Here is a 19,382-nt window from a genome sequence, read left to right as displayed (position 1 = left end):
GCTTCTTCTCGCCGCATTGGCCGTGAAGGCCGGTGGCCGGTCCGCGCGACCGGTCTTTCGATTGTCCGTTCGGTTGGCGATAGGTCGGGCTTTTTCCACGAGGCAGGCCCCCGTTGCGACGCCGGTCCGGAACCTGCCCTTGCCGCCTTGCGCGCCAACCCGTAGATGAGCCCCATGCCCGGAGATATTCTTGACAACCGCGGTCGCGGCAGCGCCGGCTGGAGCTGGCCAGCCATTCACCCCGAAGGACGCAAGTTCGCGCTTGTTTCCGCTGCGCTGAGCCTAGGCAGCGCGGTCATGGCCTGGGAGACGCTGGCCTGGCCGCTGGCGTTCCTCACCGTCGGCATCCTCGCCTTCTTTCGCGATCCGCTGCGCGTTACGCCGCGCGATGACCGATTCGTGGTGTCGCCCGCCGATGGCTTGATCACGCTGATCCAGAAGGTGCCGCCGCCGCGCGAATTGACCGCCGATGACGGATCGGGTGCGAAGGGCATGGCGGAAACGCCGGTGACCCGCGTGTCCATTTTCATGAGCGTGTTCGACGTCCACATCAACCGGTCGCCGATTGGCGGCACGATCCGCCGTGTGGTCTATATCCCCGGCAAGTTCCTCAACGCCGATCTCGACAAGGCCAGCGAGGAGAACGAGCGTCAGCATTTCCTGGTCGAGCGCAGCGACGGGGTGCAGATCGGGTTCACACAGATCGCGGGGCTGATCGCCCGGCGCATCGTGCCGTTCGTGAAGGGCGGGGACATTGTCGCCGCCGGCCAGCGCGTGGGTCTGATTCGCTTCGGCAGCCGCGTCGATGTCTATCTGCCCGAAGGCACCGAACCCAAGGTGCTGATGGGGCAGCGGGTGATCGCCGGCGAAACCGTGCTGGCCGAGATCGGGCAGGCGCCGATGATCGAGGGCGTCAGCCAGTGACCTCCGGGCCTGCGCTGTCGGCGGAGCCCGAAGAGACGTTTGACGTGAATGGCGAAGCTCTGCCGGACGGCGAGGACTTCGGCCGCACCCGCCTTCCGCGCGGATTGACCCTGCGCGCGCTGGTGCCCAACGCGATCACCTCCGCCGCGCTCTGTTCGGGGCTGACCGGCATCCGCTTTGCCATCAACGGCGATTTCGAACGCGCGGTGATGGCGGTGATCATCGCCGGCATTCTCGATGGCATCGATGGGCGCGTGGCGCGGATGATGAAGGCGCAGTCGCGCTTCGGCGCCGAACTGGACAGCCTGTCGGACGCGATTTCGTTCGGCGTCGCGCCTGCCCTGATCCTCTATCTGTGGTCGTTGCAGACCGAACCGCGCTTCGGCTGGTTCGCCGCTCTGGCGCTGGCGGTGTGCTGCGCGTTGCGGCTGGCCCGCTTCAACGCCCGGATCGACATGGCGGACCAACCGCATAAATCAGCCGGTTTCCTGACGGGCGTGCCGGCGCCCGTAGGTGCGGGGCTGGCCATGCTGCCGCTGTACCTGTGGATTGCCAGCGGGCGCGAGGAATTCCGCTACCCGATGTTCGTCGGAGTATGGGCGGCGCTGATCGCGTTCCTGATGATATCCAACATGGCCACTCTGGGTTGGACCGCGTTGCGCCCGCGCCGCGCCATCCGCCTGGAAGTGATCGCGCTGTTCGGGCTGGTGATTGCCGCGCTGCTGACAGAACCGTGGTTGACGCTGGTGGGTATCTGCGGGATCTATCTCGCGCTCGTGCCGGTGGGCGTGGTGCGCTATGCGCGCGTCAGGCGGCTGCGCGGCGGGCAGGGGCGATCCGCCGTTCCGCCGTCCGCCTGATCGAGCGGACTGGGGCGCGGCGCGGACCGCATCCCGCCGCAGGCGCGACTGCCGGCATGTCCGACACGATGCTCACGCAGTATTCCCGGTTTGCCACGCCGGCACGCGATTGGCGCAACAGGCCGCGCACCGCACCGGCTTGCGCGGTTACGGTCGCCCCGATCGCACCGATGGCCAGAAGGCCGGCACCGGCAAAAAGCAGCGAGACAAGAACACCAAGCATGACAACCAGCCTTTCGACCCTGTGTCCCCGGCCAAGGTTCGCCTTGACAGCCTGTGGACATCATGTGGATAACTCGGAATATGGTTAACGGTTCCTTACCGGATGCCGTAATACCCTTATGTTCTCTTTTTGTTCTGTATCGTCAAGCGGAAAATGCCGTACGGCGTTTTTTGCGTGCGACAGACGGAAGTCGAGATCGTCGGCGTGACGCTGTCCTCGCCGTCGGAACCGGCCGGTCGCGCGCCAGCAAATTCGAGGTGGATTTCTTTGCGCACTTGCTCTAAGGGCGCCAGCGCTGGACGGTGCAGGGGCAGGTGCCCCTTGCATGAGAGACGGTAATCCACACGGGAAACGCACATACCGGTGCCGTGGCGGGATCTCCGCCTGGTTCCAGTTTCCCGGAGGCTTGAACCGGAAAGGAAATACCTATGGCGGCTCCTGTCGTCACGATGCAGCAACTTATCGAGGCCGGTGCGCACTTCGGCCACCAGACCCACCGCTGGAATCCGCGGATGAAGCCGTACATCTTCGGCGCCCGCAACGGCATTCACATCCTTGACCTGTCGCAGACCGTGCCGCTGTTCGCGCGCGCGCTCGATTTCATCTCGGCCACCGTGCAGGCCGGCGGCAAGGTGCTGTTCGTCGGCACCAAGCGCCAGGCGCAGGAGCAGATCGCGCAGGCCGCGCGCGCTTCGGGCCAGCACTTCGTCAACCCACCGCTGGCTGGGCGGCATGCTCACCAACTGGAAGACGATCAGCCAGTCGATCAAGCGTTTCAAGGCGCTGGAAGAACAGCTTGCGGGCGACACCGCCGGTCTGACCAAGAAGGAAGTCCTTCAGCTGACCCGCGAACGCGACAAGTTCGAACTGTCGCTGGGCGGCATCCGCGACATGGGCGGCATTCCGGACGTGATGTTCGTGATCGACGCCAACAAGGAAGAACTGGCGATCAAGGAAGCCAACGTGCTGGGCATTCCGGTCGTTGCCATTCTCGATTCGAATGTCTCGCCCGAAGGCATCGCCTTCCCGATCCCGGCGAACGACGACGCCAGCCGCGCGATCCGCCTCTACTGCGAAGCGGTGGCCGCCGCCGCCACCAAGGGTGGCCGTGATGCCGCCATTGCTTCGGGTGCGGATTTCGGCGCGCTGGCCGAGCCGCTGGCCGAGGAAGCTGTCGAGGCCTGAGCCCCGGCGGCGCCGGTCGATGATTGGGGCGGCCCGCCCGGGCCGTCACCGAATTGACCCGGACAAGACTTACGGGCCGCAGCGGATTGCTGCGGCCTCACCCGTTTGAAGAACAGAAGGATCAACGCGATGGCTTATACCGCCGCTGACGTGAAGAACCTGCGCGAGCGCACTGGCGCCGGCATGATGGACTGCAAGAAGGCGCTGGACGAATCCGGCGGCGATTTCGAAGCCGCGGTCGACGCGCTGCGCGCCAAGGGTCTGGCTGCCGCCGCCAAGAAGTCCAGCCGCACCGCCGCCGAAGGTCTCGTTGGCGTGGCCGTTGCCGGCACCAAGGGCGTGGCCGTCGAAGTCAACTCGGAAACTGATTTCGTCGCCAAGAACGAACAGTTCCAGGACTTCGTGCGCAAGGCCACCGAAGTGGCGCTGAACACCGCCGCTGCCGATGTCGAGGCGCTGAAGGCCGCCGCCTATCCCGATGGCGGCACGGTTGCCGACAAGCTGACCAACAACGTCGCCACCATCGGTGAGAACCAGCAGCTGCGCCGCATCAAGCACGTCGCCGTGGCGAACGGCGTGGTCGTGCCCTACATGCACAACGCCGCCGCGCCGAACCTTGGCAAGATCGGCGTGCTCGTCGCGCTCGAATCCGAAGCCGGCGCCGATGTGCTGGAGCCGCTGGGCAAGCAGATCGCGATGCACATCGCCGCCGCGTTCCCGCTGGCGCTGACCGCCGACGATCTCGACGCCGAACTGATCGCCCGCGAACGCAAGATCGCGGCCGAAAAGGCCGCTGAAAGCGGCAAGCCCGCCGAAGTGCAGGCCAAGATGGTCGACGGCGCGGTCTCGAAGTACGCCAAGGAAAACGCGCTGCTTTCGCAGCTGTTCGTGATGGACAACAAGACTCCGATCGCGCAGGTGGTGGAGCAGGCGGGCAAGGCCGCCGGCGCCAAGATCGCGCTGGTGGACTATGTCCGCTTCCAGCTTGGTGAAGGCATCGAGAAGGAAGAAAGCGATTTCGCCGCCGAAGTCGCCGCCGCTGCCGGCATCAAGTAAGTTCTGAACAGCACGTCCCCGCGCGGGCGGGGGAAGCGTTGCCGGTATTGCTCCGGCTCGTTCTCCCCGCCGGCGCGGGGATCGCTGTATGCGGCCGCCACCATGGCCGGCCACGCCACCCTTGGCAGCGCGGTCCATCCGCGTATAAGGGCCGCGTTTACCCCCGTTTGCGAGTACCCCGTTCCCATGAGCCTCCCCAAGTTCAAGCGCATCCTGCTCAAGCTTTCGGGCGAGGTGCTGATGGGGAACCAGCAGTTTGGCATCGATACCGATTTCGTCGATCGCCTGGCCGCCGAGGTGAAGGCGGTAAAGGATACCGGCGTCGAACTGTGCCTCGTGATCGGCGGGGGCAACATCTTTCGCGGCATGGCGGGGGCCGCCAAGGGCATGGACCGGGCGCAGGCCGATTACATGGGCATGCTGGCCACGGTGATGAACGCGCTGGCGATGCAGTCCTCGCTCGAAAAGCTGGGCGTCCACACGCGCGTGCAGTCCGCCATACAGATGGACGCGGTGTGCGAGCCGGTGATCCGCCGTCGCGCCGAACGCCACCTGGAAAAGGGCCGCGTGGTGATCTTCGCCGCGGGGGTGGGCGCGCCCTATTTCACCACCGACAGCGGCGCGGCGTTGCGCGCGGCCGAAATGCAGTGCGACGCACTGCTCAAGGGCACCAGCGTTGACGGCGTGTACAATGCCGATCCGAAGAAGAATCCTTCGGCAAAGCGTTATGAAACCGTGGATTACGACACCGTCCTGGCAACCAACCTGCAGGTGATGGACGCCAGCGCGGTGGCGCTTTGCCGCGACAACCACATTCCCATCGTCGTGTTCTCGATCCGCGAGCAGGGCAATCTTGCCCGCGTGCTGGCGGGTGAGGGGACGCAGACCATCGTGCAGAAGGAAGCCTGACCATGGCCAAGTATGACAAGGCCGATCTCGAACGCCGGATGAAGGGCGCGGTTGAATCGTTCAAGAGCGATCTTTCGGGCCTGCGCACCGGCCGGGCCAACACCGCGCTGCTCGATCCGATCACGGTAGAAGTCTATGGCGCGCACACGCCGCTAAACCAGATCGCCACCGTTTCCGCGCCCGAACCGCGCCTGCTGTCGGTGCAGGTCTGGGACAAGTCGAACATCGGGCCGGTCGAAAAAGCGATCCGTTCGGCGGGGCTCGGCCTCAATCCGATCAATGACGGCAACAACCTGCGCCTGCCGATCCCCGATCTGACCGAGGAGCGCCGCAAGGAACTGGCCAAGCTGGCCAGCCAGTATGCCGAAAAGGCGCGGATCGCGATCCGCAACGTCCGTCGCGATGGCATGGAAGCGCTCAAGGCCGACGAGAACAAGAAGGAAATCTCGGAAGACGAGCGCAAGCGCGCCGAAACCGACGTCCAGAAGCTGACCGACGATTACATCAAGGCGGCCGATGAAGCCGCCGCCCAGAAGGAAAAGGAAATCCTGGGCAAGTGAGCGCGGCGGTCGCCCCGAAAAACGGGTCGGGAGATACCGGTTGCGTCGCGCGGCACGTCGCCATCATCATGGATGGCAACGGGCGCTGGGCGAAGAAGCGCCTGCTGCCGCGCGTCGTCGGGCACAAGCGCGGGGTCGACGCGGTGCGCGAAGTGGCGCGCGCCGCGCGCGACATGGGGCTTGAAGCGCTGACGCTCTATGCCTTCTCGTCCGAGAACTGGAAGCGCCCGGCGGACGAGATCGCCGACCTCATGGGGCTGCTCAAGGCTTTCATCCGCAGCGATCTGCAGGAATTGATCGACAACAACGCACGGCTCCGGATTATCGGCGATTATCATGGGCTTGCCCCCGATATCGTGGAGCTGGTCGAAGATGCCATGGCGCGCACGGCGGCGAATACCGGCACCACGCTGGCGATCGCGCTGAACTATGGATCGCAGCAGGAGATCGCCCGCGCGGCGGCGCGGGCTGCCGCCAAGGGCGCGATCACCCCGGAGGCGATCGAGGCCGAGCTCTATACCGCCGATCTGCCCCCGCTCGATCTGCTGATCCGTACCTCGGGTGAGGTGCGGCTTTCCAATTTTCTGCTGTGGCAGGCCGCCTACGCCGAAATGTGGTTCACCGACGTGCTGTGGCCCGATTTCACGCCCGAGCACCTGCGGCAGGCGCTGGACCAGTTCTCGACTCGCGAGCGGCGCTTTGGCGGTCGCTGATCCGTCCGCCGAAGGCGCTGCCACGCCGGCCCGGCGGAGCGACCTGCCGGTGCGTGTCGCCTCGGCCGTGGTCATGCTCGCCATCGCGGGCTTCGCCATATGGCGCGATGGGGTGGTACTCGATTGCTTCATCGCGCTGGTCGCCTTCGCCGCCTATGGCGAGTACGTGATGCTGGCGAGCCGGATCGCGACGGACCCGGCACGTCTGGGAGCGGCGGCGATTACCGGCGCGTTCTACATCGGCTGGGCAGCGCTCGCGCTGATCGTCATGCCCACGCCGCTGTTGATCGCGGTGATCGGGTTGGTGATCTGCACCGATACCGGAGCCTATTTCACCGGGCGCGCGCTGGGTGGGCCCAAGATCGCGCCGAAAATCAGCCCCTCCAAGACCTGGGCCGGCCTTGCCGGCGGCATGGCCGCGGCGGGCATCTGGCTGGCGCTGGTCACGCTTTCGGGCGGATACATGCTGTCGGCGCTGGGGCCGACCGGGCCAAGCCTGAAGCAGGCGCTGGCGATCACCAACGTCGGCATGGCGGCGCTGGCCGGCGCCGGGCTGGCGGTGGTGGCGCAGGCCGGCGATTTCTATGAAAGCTGGCTCAAGCGCCGGGCCGGCGTGAAAGACAGTTCGCGCCTGATCCCCGGCCACGGCGGCGTGTTCGACCGCGTGGACGGCCTGTTGCCGGTGGCGATTGTCGCGGGCACGGCCTGGGCCATGGGACTTGGCGGAGGAGCCTGAGATGACCGGACAACGCACGATTTCGGTTCTGGGCGCGACGGGTTCGATCGGCGCCTCCACCCTTGATCTCATCCGCCGCAATCCCGATGCCTTCCGCGTGGTAGCGCTGACGGCCAACGCACAGGCGGCGGAACTGGCGGCGCTGGCGCGCGAATTCCGCGCGGAAGTGGCGGTCGTGGCCGACGAGGCGCGGCTGCCCGAGCTGCGCGAACATCTGGCCGGATCGGGCGTGGAAGCCGCGGGCGGCCCGGCGGCGCTGGTCGAGGCGGCCGCGCGCGGCGCGGATATCACCGTGGCCGCGATCGTTGGGTGCGCGGGTCTTGCCCCCACCATGGCGGCGATCGAACAGGGCAAGGTGATCGCGCTGGCCAACAAGGAAGCACTGGTTTCCGCTGGTGAGGTGATGACCGCGGCGGTCGCCCGGACGGGGGCCACGTTGCTGCCGGTCGATTCCGAACACAACGCGATCTTCCAGTGCCTGCAGGGCAACGATGCCGCCAACGTCCGCTGGATCACGCTGACGGCCAGTGGCGGCCCGTTCCGCGATTGGCCCGCCGAACGCCTGGCCCGCGCCACCCCTGCCGAAGCAGTGAAGCACCCCAACTGGTCGATGGGCGCCAAGATCAGCGTCGATTCGGCCACGATGATGAACAAGGGGCTGGAATTCATCGAGGCGTTCCACCTGTTCCCCGTGGGCGTGGAGCGGCTGCGCATCATCGTTCACCCGCAGTCGATCGTGCATTCCATGGTCGAATACCGCGATGGGTCCACGCTGGCGCAGCTTGGCCCTTCGGATATGCGCGTGCCGATCGCCTCCGCGCTCGCCTGGCCCGCGCGGATGGACACGCCCTGCGCGCCGCTCGATCTTGCCGCGATCGGTGAACTGACGTTCCGCGCGCCCGATGAAACGCGCTTTCCCGCCACCCGCCTGGCGCGCGAGGCGGTGACGGCGGGCGGTTCCGCGCCGGCCGTGCTCAATGCCGCCAACGAGATCGCCGTGGCCGCGTTCCTGGCCGGTCAGATCGCGTTCACCGATATTGCGGAGAATGCGGCGCGCGTGCTCGATTCGATGAACGACTTTTCCGCCCCGGGCTCGCTGGATGATGTTATTCTGGTGGACCGCGCCGCGCGGGCCAGAACGCGTGAAACGATGGAGCTTGCGCACTGATGCCCACACCACCGCTGCACGATCCGGGGATCCTGGTGACCCTGCTCGCCTTCGTTCTCGTGCTCGGGCCGCTCGTGTTCATCCACGAACTGGGGCACTATCTCGTCGGCCGCCTGTTCGGCGTGAAGGCGGAAAGCTTTTCGATCGGGTTCGGCAAGGAACTGGCGGGGTGGACCGACAAGCGCGGCACGCGCTGGAAGCTGTCCATGCTGCCGCTGGGCGGTTACGTCCAGTTCGCGGGCGACATGAACCCGGCGAGCCAGCCCGATCCCGCCTGGCTTTCGCTGCCCGCCGCCGAACGCGAGCGGACGTTCCAGGCCAAGCCGCTGTGGCAACGCGCGCTGATCGTGCTGGCCGGGCCGGTGACCAATCTGGTTTTCGCGGTGCTGATCCTGGCGGCGTTCAACATGATCGATGGGCGTGTTGTTGCCTCGCCGGTGGTGGGCGTGGTCCAGCCGACCTCGGTGGCCGACAAGGCCGGCCTGCGCGCGGGCGACCGCGTGGTGTCGCTGCAAGGTGCGCGCATCGACGATTTCCTGCAAATCCGCATGGAAGTGTCGCAGCACCCCGCCGAGCCGCTGGATCTGGTAATCGAGCGCGATGGCAAGCAATTGCCCATGCAGGTCACGCCCGAAGCCAAGGTGATGTCCGATGCTTTCGGAAACGAACAGCGTATCGGCTATCTGGGCATCGGCCCGGCCCGTTTCGACGTGGTGCGCGCCGGGCCGGTGGATGCCGTGGCCGACGCGGTGGGGCAGACGCGCGACATCATCGGGATGATGGTGACCGGCATCGGCCAGATCGTGACCGGCCGGCGCGAGGTGAAGGAGCTTGGTGGGCCGATCAAGATCGCCAAGTATTCCGGCGAGCAGCTGGTATCGGGCTGGCGCAACTACGCATGGTTCGTCGCGCTGATCTCGATTAACTTGGGGTTCATTAACCTGCTGCCAATTCCGGTGCTGGACGGAGGTCATCTCGCTTTCTACGCCGCCGAGGCGGTGCGCAGGAAGCCGGTCAGCCGGCGCGGCCAGGAATGGGCGTTCCGGACCGGGTTGGCGTTTGTTGTCGGTTTGATGCTCTTTGTTACGATCAATGACGTTGCGTCGCTGAAAGTGTTCGGGGGGTAGGGGATACAATCCGGTCGCGGGGGCCGGATTTTCCACAATTTGCGGGGCGATCGAACGCTTGGACAGCCTGCTTGCTTGATTGGCGGGGCTGCTTCGGGCAGATGGCGGCGATTGCTGGTGCGGCCGGTCCTTGAAAAGGGTTTGCCGCAAGAACACACGGGATGGCGCTTGGTGATGATTGGACGTAACTCGGGCCGGACCGTTCCTGCCTCGCCACGGGCGTCGTCGGTGGCTATTGCCCTGATGGTCACCACCTGCATGGCCGGCGTGCCCGAAATGGCGGCGGCGCAGCAGAGCCAGGCGGATCAGAAGCCCGCGCGCAAGCCTTCGGCCCTGTTCGGCAAACATGCCCGGCAAACCGCGCCGGCCAGTGCGGTTCCGGTCCCCGCCACCCCTGCGCCGGCGCCCGCCGCGCCACCGGTGGTTGCGGAAGTCACTGTCAAGACGATCACGATCGATGGCGCGCAACGGCTGGAGCCGGATACCATCCGCTCCTACATCCGCCTGCGCGAAGGTGATCGCTATACCCAGGCCGCCGCCGACCAGGTGCTGAAGGACCTGTTCGCGACCGAGCTGTTCTCGGACGTGCAACTGCGCAACAACAACGGCGACGTGGTGATCCAGGTCAAGGAGAACCCGGTCGTCAACCGTATCATCCTGGAGGGCAACAAGCGCCTCAAGGAAGACAAGATCCTGCCCGAAATCAAGCTTTCGGCGCGCCAGATCTTCACCCGTTCCAAGGTGCGCGCGGACGTGGCCCGGATCATCGAGCTGTACAAGCGGCAGGGCCGCTTCGCCGCTTCGGTCGAACCGAAGATGGTCATGCTCGAACAGAACCGCGTCGATATCGTGTTCGAGATCAGCGAGGGGCCGAAGTCCAAGGTCCGCCAGATCAACATCATCGGCAACGAGAAGTTCTCCGACGGGGAACTGCGCGGCCAGATGGTGACCAAGCAGTCGCGCTTCTTCCGCCTGTTCAGCTCGGGCACCAGCTACGATCCGGATCGCCTCGCCTTCGACCAGCAGAAGCTGCGCCAGTATTACCTGACCAACGGCTATGCCGATTTCCGCGTGGTTTCGGCCGTGGCCGAACTGACGCCCGACAAGCGCGATTTCATCATCACCTACGTGGTGGAAGAGGGGAAGCGCTACAAGTTCGGCGACGTCAAGGTGGACAGCCAGCTGCGCGACTTCGATGGCGACAAGCTGGCCGAGCGGCTGAGCATCAAGAAGGGCCAGTGGTACAACGCCAAGGCTGTTGAAGACACGGTCGACAGCCTCACCGAAACCGCCGGCAGCTTCGGTTATGCCTTCGCCGACGTCCGTCCCGACTTCCAGCGCGACAAGGACGACCTGACGATGAGCGTGACCTTCCGCATGGCGGAAGCACCGCGCGTCTATGTCGAGCGCGTGGACGTCAACGGCAACACGCTGACGCAGGACAAGGTGGTCCGCCGCGAGTTCCGCCTGGGCGAAGGCGACGCCTTCAACAGCCTGCAGATCAAGCGCTCTACCAACCGCATCAAGTCGCTGGGCTATTTCCAGGAAAAGTTCGAGGTCGAGCAGAAGCCCGGCAGCGCGGCCGACCGCATCGTGCTGGAGGCCAACGTCGAGGAAAAGCCGACCGGCCAGCTCCAGCTTTCCGCCGGCTTCTCCAGCCTTGAAAGCTTCATCTTCCAGGCCTCGATCCAGCAGAACAACTTCCGTGGCCGTGGCCAGACCGTTGGCCTCAGCGTCGACTATTCGCGCTATTCGCGCGCGGTGCAGGTGAGCTTTACCGAGCCTTACCTGTTCGACCGGAACGTGTCGTTCGGCATGGACGTCTATCGGCGCGACTACAACAGCTTCAACTACTTCAACAGCAACCGCAACACGACCTACCGGCAGGCCACCACCGGCTTCCAGGCCCGCATCGGCGTGGCGTTGACCGAATATACCTCGCTGATCGGGCGCTACACGCTCAACTTCGACAACGTGACGCTCGACAAGGACACCTACTACCTCAACGGCCAGTGCAGCCCGCTGCTGGCCGGTCGGTATCTGTGCGACGCCATCGGCAAGCGCACCAGCTCGATCCTCGGTGTGTCGCTAGTCTATGACACGCGCGACAACCGCCTGCGGCCGACGCGCGGCTCCTCGCTGGTGCTGGGTGGCGACATCGCCGGGCTTGGCGGTTCGGTGAAGTATGCCCGCCTCACGGCCAACGCCTCGAAGTATGTACCGCTGGGCCATGGCTTCATCTTCTCGCTGCGCGGTGAAGGCGGCGCGATCAAGGCGCTGGGCAGCCGCTCCAACGATCCGTCGATCGACGACGTGCGCCTGACCGACCGCTTCTTCCTGGGCGAACCCCAGATCCGCGGCTTCGACATTCGCGGCGTCGGCCCCCGCGTGCTGCGCAAGCAGTATTCCGGGTATGATCAGCAGACCGGCGCGGGTGGCACGGTTTCGACCGATCGCAACCAGTGGGTCGATGACGCGCTGGGCGGCAAATATTACTACCTTGCCCACGCCGAAGTCGAGATTCCGCTGGGCTCGGGCGCGCGTGAGATGGGGCTGCGGCCTTCGATCTTCGTTGATGCGGGCGCCGTGTTTGGTGTGGCGCATCCCCAGACAACGGGGGCAGGAACGTTGCTGTATCTCGATAACCTGACCCAGAAGTTGACGACTTCCAGCAAGGATTCCAGCGGGGCGGTTAACCAAGTTGCGCAGAAGTACGACGAGGTCTTCGTGGGCGATAGTCCCAAACCGCGCATCTCGGTTGGTATCGGCGTCAACTGGAACTCGCCGTTCGGTCCCTTCCGCATCGATTTCGCCAAAGTCCTCAGCAAGGTCGAAGGCGACGACCCCAAGGCATTCACTTTCAACGTAGGAACCCAGTTCTGATGATCACGCGCATTGCATCGGCCCTTGTCGCGGGCCTTCTCGTTTCGGTTGCTCCGCAGGCCATGGCCGCCGCGCCAGCCGCTCCGGCCGCTACCGGTGGCGTTGTCGCCGCCGGCGTCGCGGTGGCCAACCCCCCGGCGATCGTCGCTTCGTCCTCGGCCTACCAGACCGCGCAGCAGCAGCGCCCGGTGACCTACAAGGCGCAGATCGACCAGGCCAACACGCGCAAGAACCAGATCACCGCGCAGCTTCAGCCGCTGTACGCCAAGCTGGAAGCGGATTCGAAGGCGCCCAAGCCCGATCAGGCCGCGCTGCGCCAGCAGTACGCGCAGATCCAGCAGATCGAGCAGGCCGGCCAGCGCGAAATCCAGCAGATCCTGGAGCCGCTGCAGCTGTCGGAACAGTACGTTCTGGAACAGATCGGCGACAAGCTGGACGATGCCACGCAGAGCGCGATGACCAAGCGCAAGATCTCGCTGGTTCTCGATTCGCAGTCGGTGATCAAGGCGGATCAGGCGTACAATCTGAACCAGGACATCCTGACCGAACTCAACGCGCTGATCCCTTCGGCGCAGCTCGTGCCCCCGGCCGGCTGGCTGCCGCGCGCGCAGCGTGAACAGCAGGCCCAGCAGCAGGCGGCGCAGGCCGCTGCCGCCCAGCCGGACAACAAGAAGGCGCCGGTCGGCCGCTAAGGCCGTCTGCGTCGAACAGCGTCAAACGGGGGCACCATGGCGGAAGATCAGACGGACGGCGCGGGTGCCGCACCGTTCGACTATGACGTGACCAAGGTGATGGCGGCGCTTCCGCACCGCTATCCCCTGTTGCTGGTCGATCGCGTTCTGGGCCTTGTGCCCGATGAATCGATCCACGCGGTCAAGGCTGTCTCGATGAACGAGCAGTTCTTCCAGGGGCACTTCCCCGGCCGGCCGATCATGCCCGGCGTTCTCCAGATCGAGGCGCTGGCGCAGGCCGCCGGCGTGCTCGCTGTGGAAACGCTTGGGCTCGCCGGCACCGGCAAGCTCGTCTATTTCATGGCGATCGAGGGCGCCAAGTTCCGCAATCCGGTGGAGCCTGGCTGCCTGTTGCACCTGCACGTCGAATTCACGCAGAAGCGCGCGCGCGTCTGCAAGTTCGCGGGCAAGGCCATGGTCGATGGCAAGGTGACCTGCGAGGTCAGCTTCACCGCGATGATCGCGGACAGCTGAGCAGGCTCCCGACGGATGCCGGGGGCGTCCGACCAGGGACTCGACAAATCGCGCGGTATCCATTAGGGGCGCCGCTTTCCAGTTTCCCGAAGACCGGTCGGAACCGGTCGCCAAGCGGAGCAAGACCGATGAAGGCCAATATCCACCCGGACTACCACATGATCAAAGTGCAGATGACTGACGGCACCGTGTTCGAAACCCGCTCCACCTGGGGCAAGGAAGGCGACACGCTGGCGCTCGACATCGATCCCACCTCGCACCCGGCCTGGACCGGCGGCACGCGTCAGATGGATCAGGGCGGCCGCGTTGCGCAGTTCAACAAGCGGTTCGGCGGTCTTTCGCTCAAGCGTTGATCGCGCGCGAAAAGCCAGACGGGCAGGGCGGCTTCGGCCGCCCTTTTCGTTTCCGCCCTTTCGTTAAAGCGTTTCGCAGCGATCCGTTCGTATCGGTGCGTGGCATTGCTATCTGCGATAGCCGTTCTAGAGTATCGCCATGACCACCCTGACCAACGCGCTGGAAAGCCGCCTGGGTTATCAGTTGCGCCGCGCTTCCGCGGTGATGATGGCCGACCTCGCGCGCGAGTTGGCGGACCTTGACCTGCGGCCTGCGGAAGTGACCACGCTATTGGTGATCGGCGAAAACCCCGATTGCTCGCAGACCGAGGTGGGGCATGCGCTGGCCATCAAGCGCGCCAACATGGTGCCGATCATCGCGCGCCTGATGGACCGGGGCTTTGTTGCGCGCACCCGGGCGGACGGCCGCTCGCACGCGCTCACCCTGACCGATCAGGGGCGCAAAATGGCGGACGAAGCCAATCAGCGCATTGCGGCGCATGAAGCGCGCTTCGTCACCCAGCTTGCCGCGGGCGAAGTGGAAACGCTGTTGCGATGCCTGCCGACGATTCGCGGCACTGGTACCGAACCCGAGGGCTGAGCCCGGGCCAGCTTATTGCCAGGGGCGTTCGCGATACCATTTCGTCACCACGTATTTCAGCCCCTTGCGCACTTTCATGGCGTGATGGATCGTCGCCGGGTTGACGCTGCCATCGCGCCGGCGGTTGTTCCAGCCCACCAGCTTGCCCGGTTCGGGATGGATCAGCTTGTCGAGAACCTTGAACCGCGTGGCGCCACCGGCTTCCACCGCGTTGAGATAGACCATGAAGGTCCAGGTGCGCTGCCCGGAAACGGCGCAATAGCGGTCGAAATCGGCGCCGTGTTCGTCGAAATAGTCGGTGTGTGCCTTGAATTCCTGTCCCGGGGCATAGCGCTGGCCCTGGATCGGTTCGCCGAACGGCCGGTCGATGCCACACAGCGCGGAAAAACGTTCGTCGAGCGCCAACACGTCGGGAGCGGCCATCGGCAGGTCGCAGGTCTCGCTGGTGCGGAAATAGTGATCGCCGTTGGGGTCGGCGATGGTCGAGGGCCGGCGGTCCGCCTCGATCCGGGCGATCAGCGCCCCGCATTCCGCAGCGGTCAGGAAATCGCGCAGGATCACCATGTCGGCGCGGGGAGTGGGAACGCGAACGAGGCCCGGCGTTGCGAGCAGCCGATCGAGCGAGGCTTCGTTGACGGGTGCGTCCATGATCGTGTGCTAGCCGGTCCCAGGCCGAACGCCAACATCGCCTGTGCGCGATGTGCCGCCAGCCATAGGATGTGGCCGTCCGGCCTGCTATTCCTTCGGCATGGCTCCGTCGTCGTCCCGCTCCGCGCCGTCCATCGGGCGTGCCAACGGCTTCTCGCTGGTCGAGATGCTGGTTGTGCTGTTCGTGATCGGCCTGCTGGCGGCAGTGGTGGTCCTGTCGATGCCCGGCGACGAGCGCATCCTGCGCAACGAGGCGGAACGCTTCGCCGCGCGCACCATCGCGGCGCGGGACGAAGCGATCGTTGGCGGCGCGCCGGTGGCGCTGGTGGTGGGGCCGGCCGGGTATTACTTCCAACGCCGCGTTGATGGCGCGTGGCTGGCGCTTCCCGGCAAGGGTTTCGATCTGGCGGCGTGGAAGCAGGGCACGCAGGCCACGGTCGCCCAGCCGGGCGGACGGGGCCGCATCGTGTTCGATACGCTGGGGCTTGCCAGCGGCGATGGCGCGGTCCGGCTGGAACGCGGGGACCGGCATCTGATCCTGCGCATCGCGCGCGATGGAAAGGTCACGCTCGATGCGGCGTGACGGCAACGGCGCGGAAGCGGGCTTCACCCTGCTCGAACTGATGATCGCGCTGGCTGTCTTCGCGCTGGCGGCGCTGGCCTTGCTCAGGATGGAGGGCGCCAGCATCACGCGCACCGCCGATCTGGACCAGCGCCTGTTGCGCGAGATCGTGGCGCAGAACATGGCGGCGGAAATCCTGACCGATCCCGCTCCCCCCGCGATCGGCGACGCCAGCGGCACGATCCGCAATGCCGGCCGCCAGTTCGCATGGACGCGGCACGTCGCGCCGCAGGCGGACTTCGGCGTGCTGGCCATCACGCTGACCGTGCGCGAGGTAACGCCGGGCCGCGCCAGCCAGGCGATCACGCTCGACTTTGCCCGGTTGCCAGTGTCATGACGTCATTGCACGGCCATCGCGAACCTTCGTATCCGGCAAACGGCTTCACGCTGGTGGAAATGCTGGTGGCGTTGCTGATCTTCGCGATGATTGCCGGCGGCGCGCTGGCGTTGCTGCGCTTCAGCGTCGATGCTGAACTGGCAAGCCGCGCCGGGACCGACCGTGTCGCCGCCAGCCGGCGCTTCCTGTCGGTCTGGACCGCTGATCTGGCGCAGATCACGCCGCGTCTGGCGCGCGACGAAAGCGGCGCGGTTCATCCCGCGCTGGAAGCTGGTGGAGCGGGCGGCATGGTGCTGCGCTTCACCCGCAGCGGCTGGTCCAACGCGGATGGCGCGGCGCGGCCCAGCCTGCAGAAGGTGGAATACCGCTGGGACGGCAAGGCGCTGGTGCGCGCCGGCTATCCGTTCCCCGATGGCGCCGCGCCCGAGCCCGGCGCCGCCGTCCTGTCGCTGGCGGGGCCGCCGGCCTTGCGCTTCCGCGGCCGTGACGGGCAATGGCAGAGCCGGTGGGAGCCGCAGCGCATGGGCGAATTGCCGGTGGCGATCGAAGTGCTGCTACCACAGCCGGGGGGCGAGCCGTTGCGCATCGTCTCGCTGGTCGGGGTGAACTACCAGTGAGACGGGATCGTCCTCCCCACGAACGTGGCGCGGCACTGCTGTCGGTGCTGCTGCTGGTGGCGGTAATGGCGGTGATCGCGGCGGTCATGCTCGACCGGCTCAACCTGGCGACGCGGCTGGCCGGCAACGGGCAGGCGATGACTCAGGCGCGCCTTGCCGCCACCAGCGCGGAAACGGTGGCAATGGCCCGGCTCAAGGCTCTGGTCGATGCGGACGATCGCCGCACGGTCGACCGCATCGGACTGCTGGGCCGAGAGTTCCCGTTGCCGCTGCCGCGCGGGGCGGCGCGCGTGCGGATCGACGACGCGGGCAATTGCTTCAACGTCAATTCGCTGGTCCAGCAGGGCGTGGACGGCACGTTCACGCTGCGGCCCGTGGCGCTCACGCAGTTGCGGGCGCTGATGGCGGGGCTGGCAGTGCCGGCGAACGAGGCGGTCCGCCTGAGCGATGCCATGGCGGACTGGATCGACAGCGACGAGCGGCCCGCGCCGAACGGCGCGGAGGACGATGCCTATCGCGCCGGGCCGGTGCCCTATCGCCCGCCCAACCGGCTGATCGGCGATGTCAGCGAACTGCGCGCGGTGCGGGGAATGACGCCGGTGCTCTACCAGCGTTTACGGCCCTGGCTCTGTGCGCTGCCGGCGGCGGAGCTTTCACCGGTCAACGTCAACACGCTGCGGCTGGACCAGATCCGCCTGTTGACCATGCTTTCTCCCGCCACGATTCCGCCCGAACGCGCCCGTGCGCTTGTGCTGGGTCGGCCGCCTGCCGGCTATGCCAGCGCGGCGGAAGCGACCGCGCGGCTGGGAGGCACGGCCGGGGCAACCGGCGCGCTTCCGCTCGATCAGTTGCAGGTGCGCAGCCGCTGGTTCCTGCTGGATCAGGTGGTCTCTATCGATTCGGTGCGGTTGGAGGAGGAAGCGCTGATCGATACCGGGGTGACGCCCGCGCGCGTGGCGTTCCGCAGCTGGGGTGATCGCGAAAGCCGGTAGGGTGTAGGAATCGCGCGGGCGCGTCGCGGTCGCGCAAGTTTTCGCTTTTCAAGGCCGCTCCTTTCTGCAAAGGGGCTCGCCCGCGCCCTGCATCGTGTTACGATGGGTGCGCCGATCTTGTGGCGATCGTAGCTCAGTTGGTTAGAGCGCCGGTTTGTGGTACCGGAGGTCGAGGGTTCGAACCCCTTCGATCGCCCCATCTTTCCTCAGATTCTCTGCGCATCCCGGCCTTTCGAGGGACGCTAAGCGCTTGCCCCGGAACGGCGCAGGTGGCAGAGCGTGGCGCGAACCGGCGGCGCGCGCCGCCGGACGAGGATATGTGTTTCCCGCGTCCATGCACGGTTTTGCCAATCCCGCCCGTTTTCTGCGCCTTGCGCGCTGGTTGATGCCTTTGCTGCTGGGGCTGGGGCTGGTGCTTGCCTTCGGCGCGCTGGCCTGGGGTCTGCTGGTGGTGCCGCCCGATCGGCTGATGGGCGATACCGTGCGCATCCTGTTCATCCATGTGCCTTCGGCCTGGCTGGGCATGGCGGGCTGGAGCACGATTGCCGTGGCGAGCCTGGTCGAGCTGGTCTGGCGCCATCCGCTCGCCGCCATCGGCGCGCGCGCGGCGGCGGTGCCAGGCGCGGCGTTCACCGCGATCTGCCTGGCCACGGGATCGATCTGGGCGCGTCCCACCTGGGGCACGTGGTGGGTGTGGGACGGCCGGCTGACGAGCTTCCTCGTCCTGCTGTTCCTCTATTTCGGCTATATCGCCCTGGCAGGCGCCGCGCAGCGTGATGCGCAGGCGGGTGAGGGCGCGAGCCGCGTGACCGCGATCTTCGGTCTGGTCGGCGCGATCAACATCCCGATCATCAACCGGTCGGTGGTGTGGTGGAACAGCCTGCACCAGCCGCCGTCGATCACCATCGGCAAGTCCGCGATCGACGGCACGTTCCTGTGGCCGCTGCTGATTGCGGCCATCGGCTTTTCGTGCATCTTCGGCGGCGTGGTGCTGGCGCGGATGCGGACGCTGCTGGCCGACATCCAGACCGAGGCGCGCCTGCGCCGCAAGGCGCTGGGCTGACGCGGCGCGGGAGGGCAGGATGCACGAGAGACTGGATCAATGGGACTATGTGGCAGCGGCGCTGGCGATCGGGGTGATCGGCACGTTGCTGCTGGTGGGCTGGACGCTGTGGGCCATGGTCCGCGCTGAACGCCGACGTGACAGGGCGAGGGGCAAGTGAGCGGCATCAAGGCAAAGCACCAGCGGCTGGTCCTGCTGGCCATCGCGCTGGTCGCGCTGGTGGGCGCGGGCCTGCTCGCCGCTTACGCGCTGCGCAACCAGGCCGCCTATTTCTACGTGCCGAGCGATCTGGTCGCCCATCCGCCCGAACAGGGCCGCGCCGTGCGCCTGGGCGGCATGGTGGAGAAGGGATCGATCAAGACCCGGCCCGATGGCGTGACCATCGATTTCATCGTGGGCGATGGCAAGGCGCGCGTGCCGGTGCGCTTCACCGGGATCACGCCGGACCTGTTCGTCGAGGGATCGGGCGTTGTCGCCGAAGGGCGGATGGAAGGCGGCACGTTTGTGGCCGACAACCTGCTAGCCAAGCATGACGAGAAATACGTCCCGCGCGAGATGAAGAACATGACCGACGCGCAGGCGAAACAGGTGGTGGCCGAAACGAAATGATGGCGGAACTCC

At 66.2% G+C, this 19,382-nt stretch carries 22 protein-coding genes, 1 tRNA gene and 1 pseudogene; 23 read left to right on the top strand and 1 reads right to left on the bottom strand.

Features of this window, described 5'->3' with window-relative positions; translation table 11 throughout:
• Positions 1–174 precede the first annotated feature (174 nt).
• From F1640_RS01425 to F1640_RS01355, 15 genes and pseudogenes are all read left to right on the top strand, one after another.
• A complete protein-coding gene (locus F1640_RS01425) occupies positions 175–924 on the top strand; it encodes a phosphatidylserine decarboxylase (protein WP_124810308.1) in 750 nt (249 codons plus the stop codon).
• Positions 925–968: 44 nt separating this feature from the next.
• Positions 969–1,784 (top strand): phosphatidylcholine/phosphatidylserine synthase, encoded by an 816-nt coding sequence (locus F1640_RS01420; protein ID WP_194917357.1) that lies wholly within the window; start codon positions 969–971, stop codon positions 1,782–1,784.
• A 651-nt stretch (positions 1,785–2,435) separates the two neighbouring features.
• Positions 2,436–3,192, top strand: a pseudogene (rpsB, locus tag F1640_RS01415) (30S ribosomal protein S2).
• Positions 3,193–3,321: 129 nt separating this feature from the next.
• Complete coding sequence (tsf, locus tag F1640_RS01410) at positions 3,322–4,248, top strand: translation elongation factor Ts (RefSeq protein WP_194917356.1); 927 nt, start codon at positions 3,322–3,324, stop codon at positions 4,246–4,248.
• Between the two features lie 186 nt (positions 4,249–4,434).
• Positions 4,435–5,157 (top strand): UMP kinase, encoded by a 723-nt coding sequence (gene pyrH, locus F1640_RS01405; RefSeq protein ID WP_194917355.1) that lies wholly within the window; start codon positions 4,435–4,437, stop codon positions 5,155–5,157.
• Between the two features lie 2 nt (positions 5,158–5,159).
• Positions 5,160–5,717: a ribosome recycling factor gene (frr, locus tag F1640_RS01400; protein WP_124810313.1), complete on the top strand. Its 558-nt coding sequence runs from the start codon at positions 5,160–5,162 to the stop codon at positions 5,715–5,717.
• A gap of 68 nt (positions 5,718–5,785) precedes the next feature.
• The gene (gene uppS / locus F1640_RS01395; RefSeq protein ID WP_194921039.1) at positions 5,786–6,430 is read left to right on the top strand and encodes a polyprenyl diphosphate synthase; all 645 of its coding nucleotides are present in this window, start codon (positions 5,786–5,788) and stop codon (positions 6,428–6,430) included.
• Positions 6,417–7,166, top strand: a complete 750-nt coding sequence (locus tag F1640_RS01390) for a phosphatidate cytidylyltransferase (RefSeq protein ID WP_255530154.1) — start codon at positions 6,417–6,419, stop codon at positions 7,164–7,166. The genes uppS and F1640_RS01390 overlap by 14 nt, the downstream gene beginning before the upstream one ends.
• 1 nt (position 7,167) lies before the next feature.
• Positions 7,168–8,334 (top strand): 1-deoxy-D-xylulose-5-phosphate reductoisomerase, encoded by a 1,167-nt coding sequence (locus F1640_RS01385; RefSeq protein ID WP_194917354.1) that lies wholly within the window; start codon positions 7,168–7,170, stop codon positions 8,332–8,334.
• On the top strand, positions 8,334–9,461 hold the full coding sequence (gene rseP / locus F1640_RS01380) for an RIP metalloprotease RseP (RefSeq protein ID WP_125955966.1): 1,128 nt from the start codon (positions 8,334–8,336) through the stop codon (positions 9,459–9,461). Before F1640_RS01385 ends, rseP begins: the two co-directional genes overlap by 1 nt.
• Positions 9,462–9,635: 174 nt before the next feature.
• On the top strand, positions 9,636–12,344 hold the full coding sequence (gene bamA / locus F1640_RS01375; protein ID WP_255530428.1) for an outer membrane protein assembly factor BamA: 2,709 nt from the start codon (positions 9,636–9,638) through the stop codon (positions 12,342–12,344).
• On the top strand, positions 12,344–13,036 hold the full coding sequence (locus F1640_RS01370) for an OmpH family outer membrane protein (RefSeq protein WP_190287303.1): 693 nt from the start codon (positions 12,344–12,346) through the stop codon (positions 13,034–13,036). The genes bamA and F1640_RS01370 overlap by 1 nt, the downstream gene beginning before the upstream one ends.
• Positions 13,037–13,072: 36 nt before the next feature.
• Positions 13,073–13,549: a 3-hydroxyacyl-ACP dehydratase FabZ gene (gene fabZ, locus F1640_RS01365; protein ID WP_124810316.1), complete on the top strand. Its 477-nt coding sequence runs from the start codon at positions 13,073–13,075 to the stop codon at positions 13,547–13,549.
• A gap of 128 nt (positions 13,550–13,677) precedes the next feature.
• Positions 13,678–13,902: a 50S ribosomal protein L31 gene (rpmE, locus tag F1640_RS01360; RefSeq protein ID WP_124810317.1), complete on the top strand. Its 225-nt coding sequence runs from the start codon at positions 13,678–13,680 to the stop codon at positions 13,900–13,902.
• A gap of 139 nt (positions 13,903–14,041) precedes the next feature.
• A complete protein-coding gene (locus tag F1640_RS01355) occupies positions 14,042–14,482 on the top strand; it encodes a MarR family winged helix-turn-helix transcriptional regulator (RefSeq protein WP_124810318.1) in 441 nt (146 codons plus the stop codon).
• A gap of 12 nt (positions 14,483–14,494) precedes the next feature.
• On the opposite strand, the gene F1640_RS01350 is transcribed toward F1640_RS01355, so the two are convergent.
• On the bottom strand, positions 14,495–15,130 hold the full coding sequence (locus F1640_RS01350; RefSeq protein ID WP_125955958.1) for a 2OG-Fe(II) oxygenase: 636 nt from the start codon (positions 15,128–15,130) through the stop codon (positions 14,495–14,497).
• 100 nt (positions 15,131–15,230) lie between these two features.
• On the opposite strand from F1640_RS01350, the gene F1640_RS01345 reads away from it, so the two are divergent.
• The 8 genes from F1640_RS01345 (at position 15,231) to ccmE (ending at position 19,370) form a co-directional block, all read left to right on the top strand.
• Positions 15,231–15,713: a GspH/FimT family pseudopilin gene (locus tag F1640_RS01345; protein WP_194921030.1), complete on the top strand. Its 483-nt coding sequence runs from the start codon at positions 15,231–15,233 to the stop codon at positions 15,711–15,713.
• Positions 15,703–16,089 (top strand): type II secretion system minor pseudopilin GspI, encoded by a 387-nt coding sequence (gene gspI, locus F1640_RS01340; RefSeq protein WP_255530151.1) that lies wholly within the window; start codon positions 15,703–15,705, stop codon positions 16,087–16,089. The genes F1640_RS01345 and gspI overlap by 11 nt, the downstream gene beginning before the upstream one ends.
• Complete coding sequence (gene gspJ, locus F1640_RS01335) at positions 16,086–16,706, top strand: type II secretion system minor pseudopilin GspJ (RefSeq protein WP_194917352.1); 621 nt, start codon at positions 16,086–16,088, stop codon at positions 16,704–16,706. The genes gspI and gspJ overlap by 4 nt, the downstream gene beginning before the upstream one ends.
• Positions 16,703–17,698: a type II secretion system minor pseudopilin GspK gene (gene gspK, locus F1640_RS01330; RefSeq protein ID WP_194917351.1), complete on the top strand. Its 996-nt coding sequence runs from the start codon at positions 16,703–16,705 to the stop codon at positions 17,696–17,698. Before gspJ ends, gspK begins: the two co-directional genes overlap by 4 nt.
• Positions 17,699–17,820: 122 nt before the next feature.
• A tRNA-His gene (locus tag F1640_RS01325) sits at positions 17,821–17,897 on the top strand.
• A 135-nt stretch (positions 17,898–18,032) separates the two neighbouring features.
• Positions 18,033–18,761: a heme ABC transporter permease CcmC gene (gene ccmC, locus F1640_RS01320; RefSeq protein ID WP_124808748.1), complete on the top strand. Its 729-nt coding sequence runs from the start codon at positions 18,033–18,035 to the stop codon at positions 18,759–18,761.
• 19 nt (positions 18,762–18,780) lie between these two features.
• On the top strand, positions 18,781–18,921 hold the full coding sequence (locus tag F1640_RS01315) for a hypothetical protein (protein ID WP_168195962.1): 141 nt from the start codon (positions 18,781–18,783) through the stop codon (positions 18,919–18,921).
• Between the two features lie 5 nt (positions 18,922–18,926).
• On the top strand, positions 18,927–19,370 hold the full coding sequence (gene ccmE / locus F1640_RS01310) for a cytochrome c maturation protein CcmE (protein WP_125956074.1): 444 nt from the start codon (positions 18,927–18,929) through the stop codon (positions 19,368–19,370).
• Positions 19,371–19,382 lie beyond the last annotated feature (12 nt).

Origin of the sequence: Novosphingobium sp. NBM11 (assembly GCF_015390225.1) — a bacterium.
Lineage (GTDB): Bacteria > Pseudomonadota > Alphaproteobacteria > Sphingomonadales > Sphingomonadaceae > Novosphingobium.
Note: the sequence above shows the minus strand (reverse complement) of the source record. Positions and strands in the feature narration are given on the sequence as shown.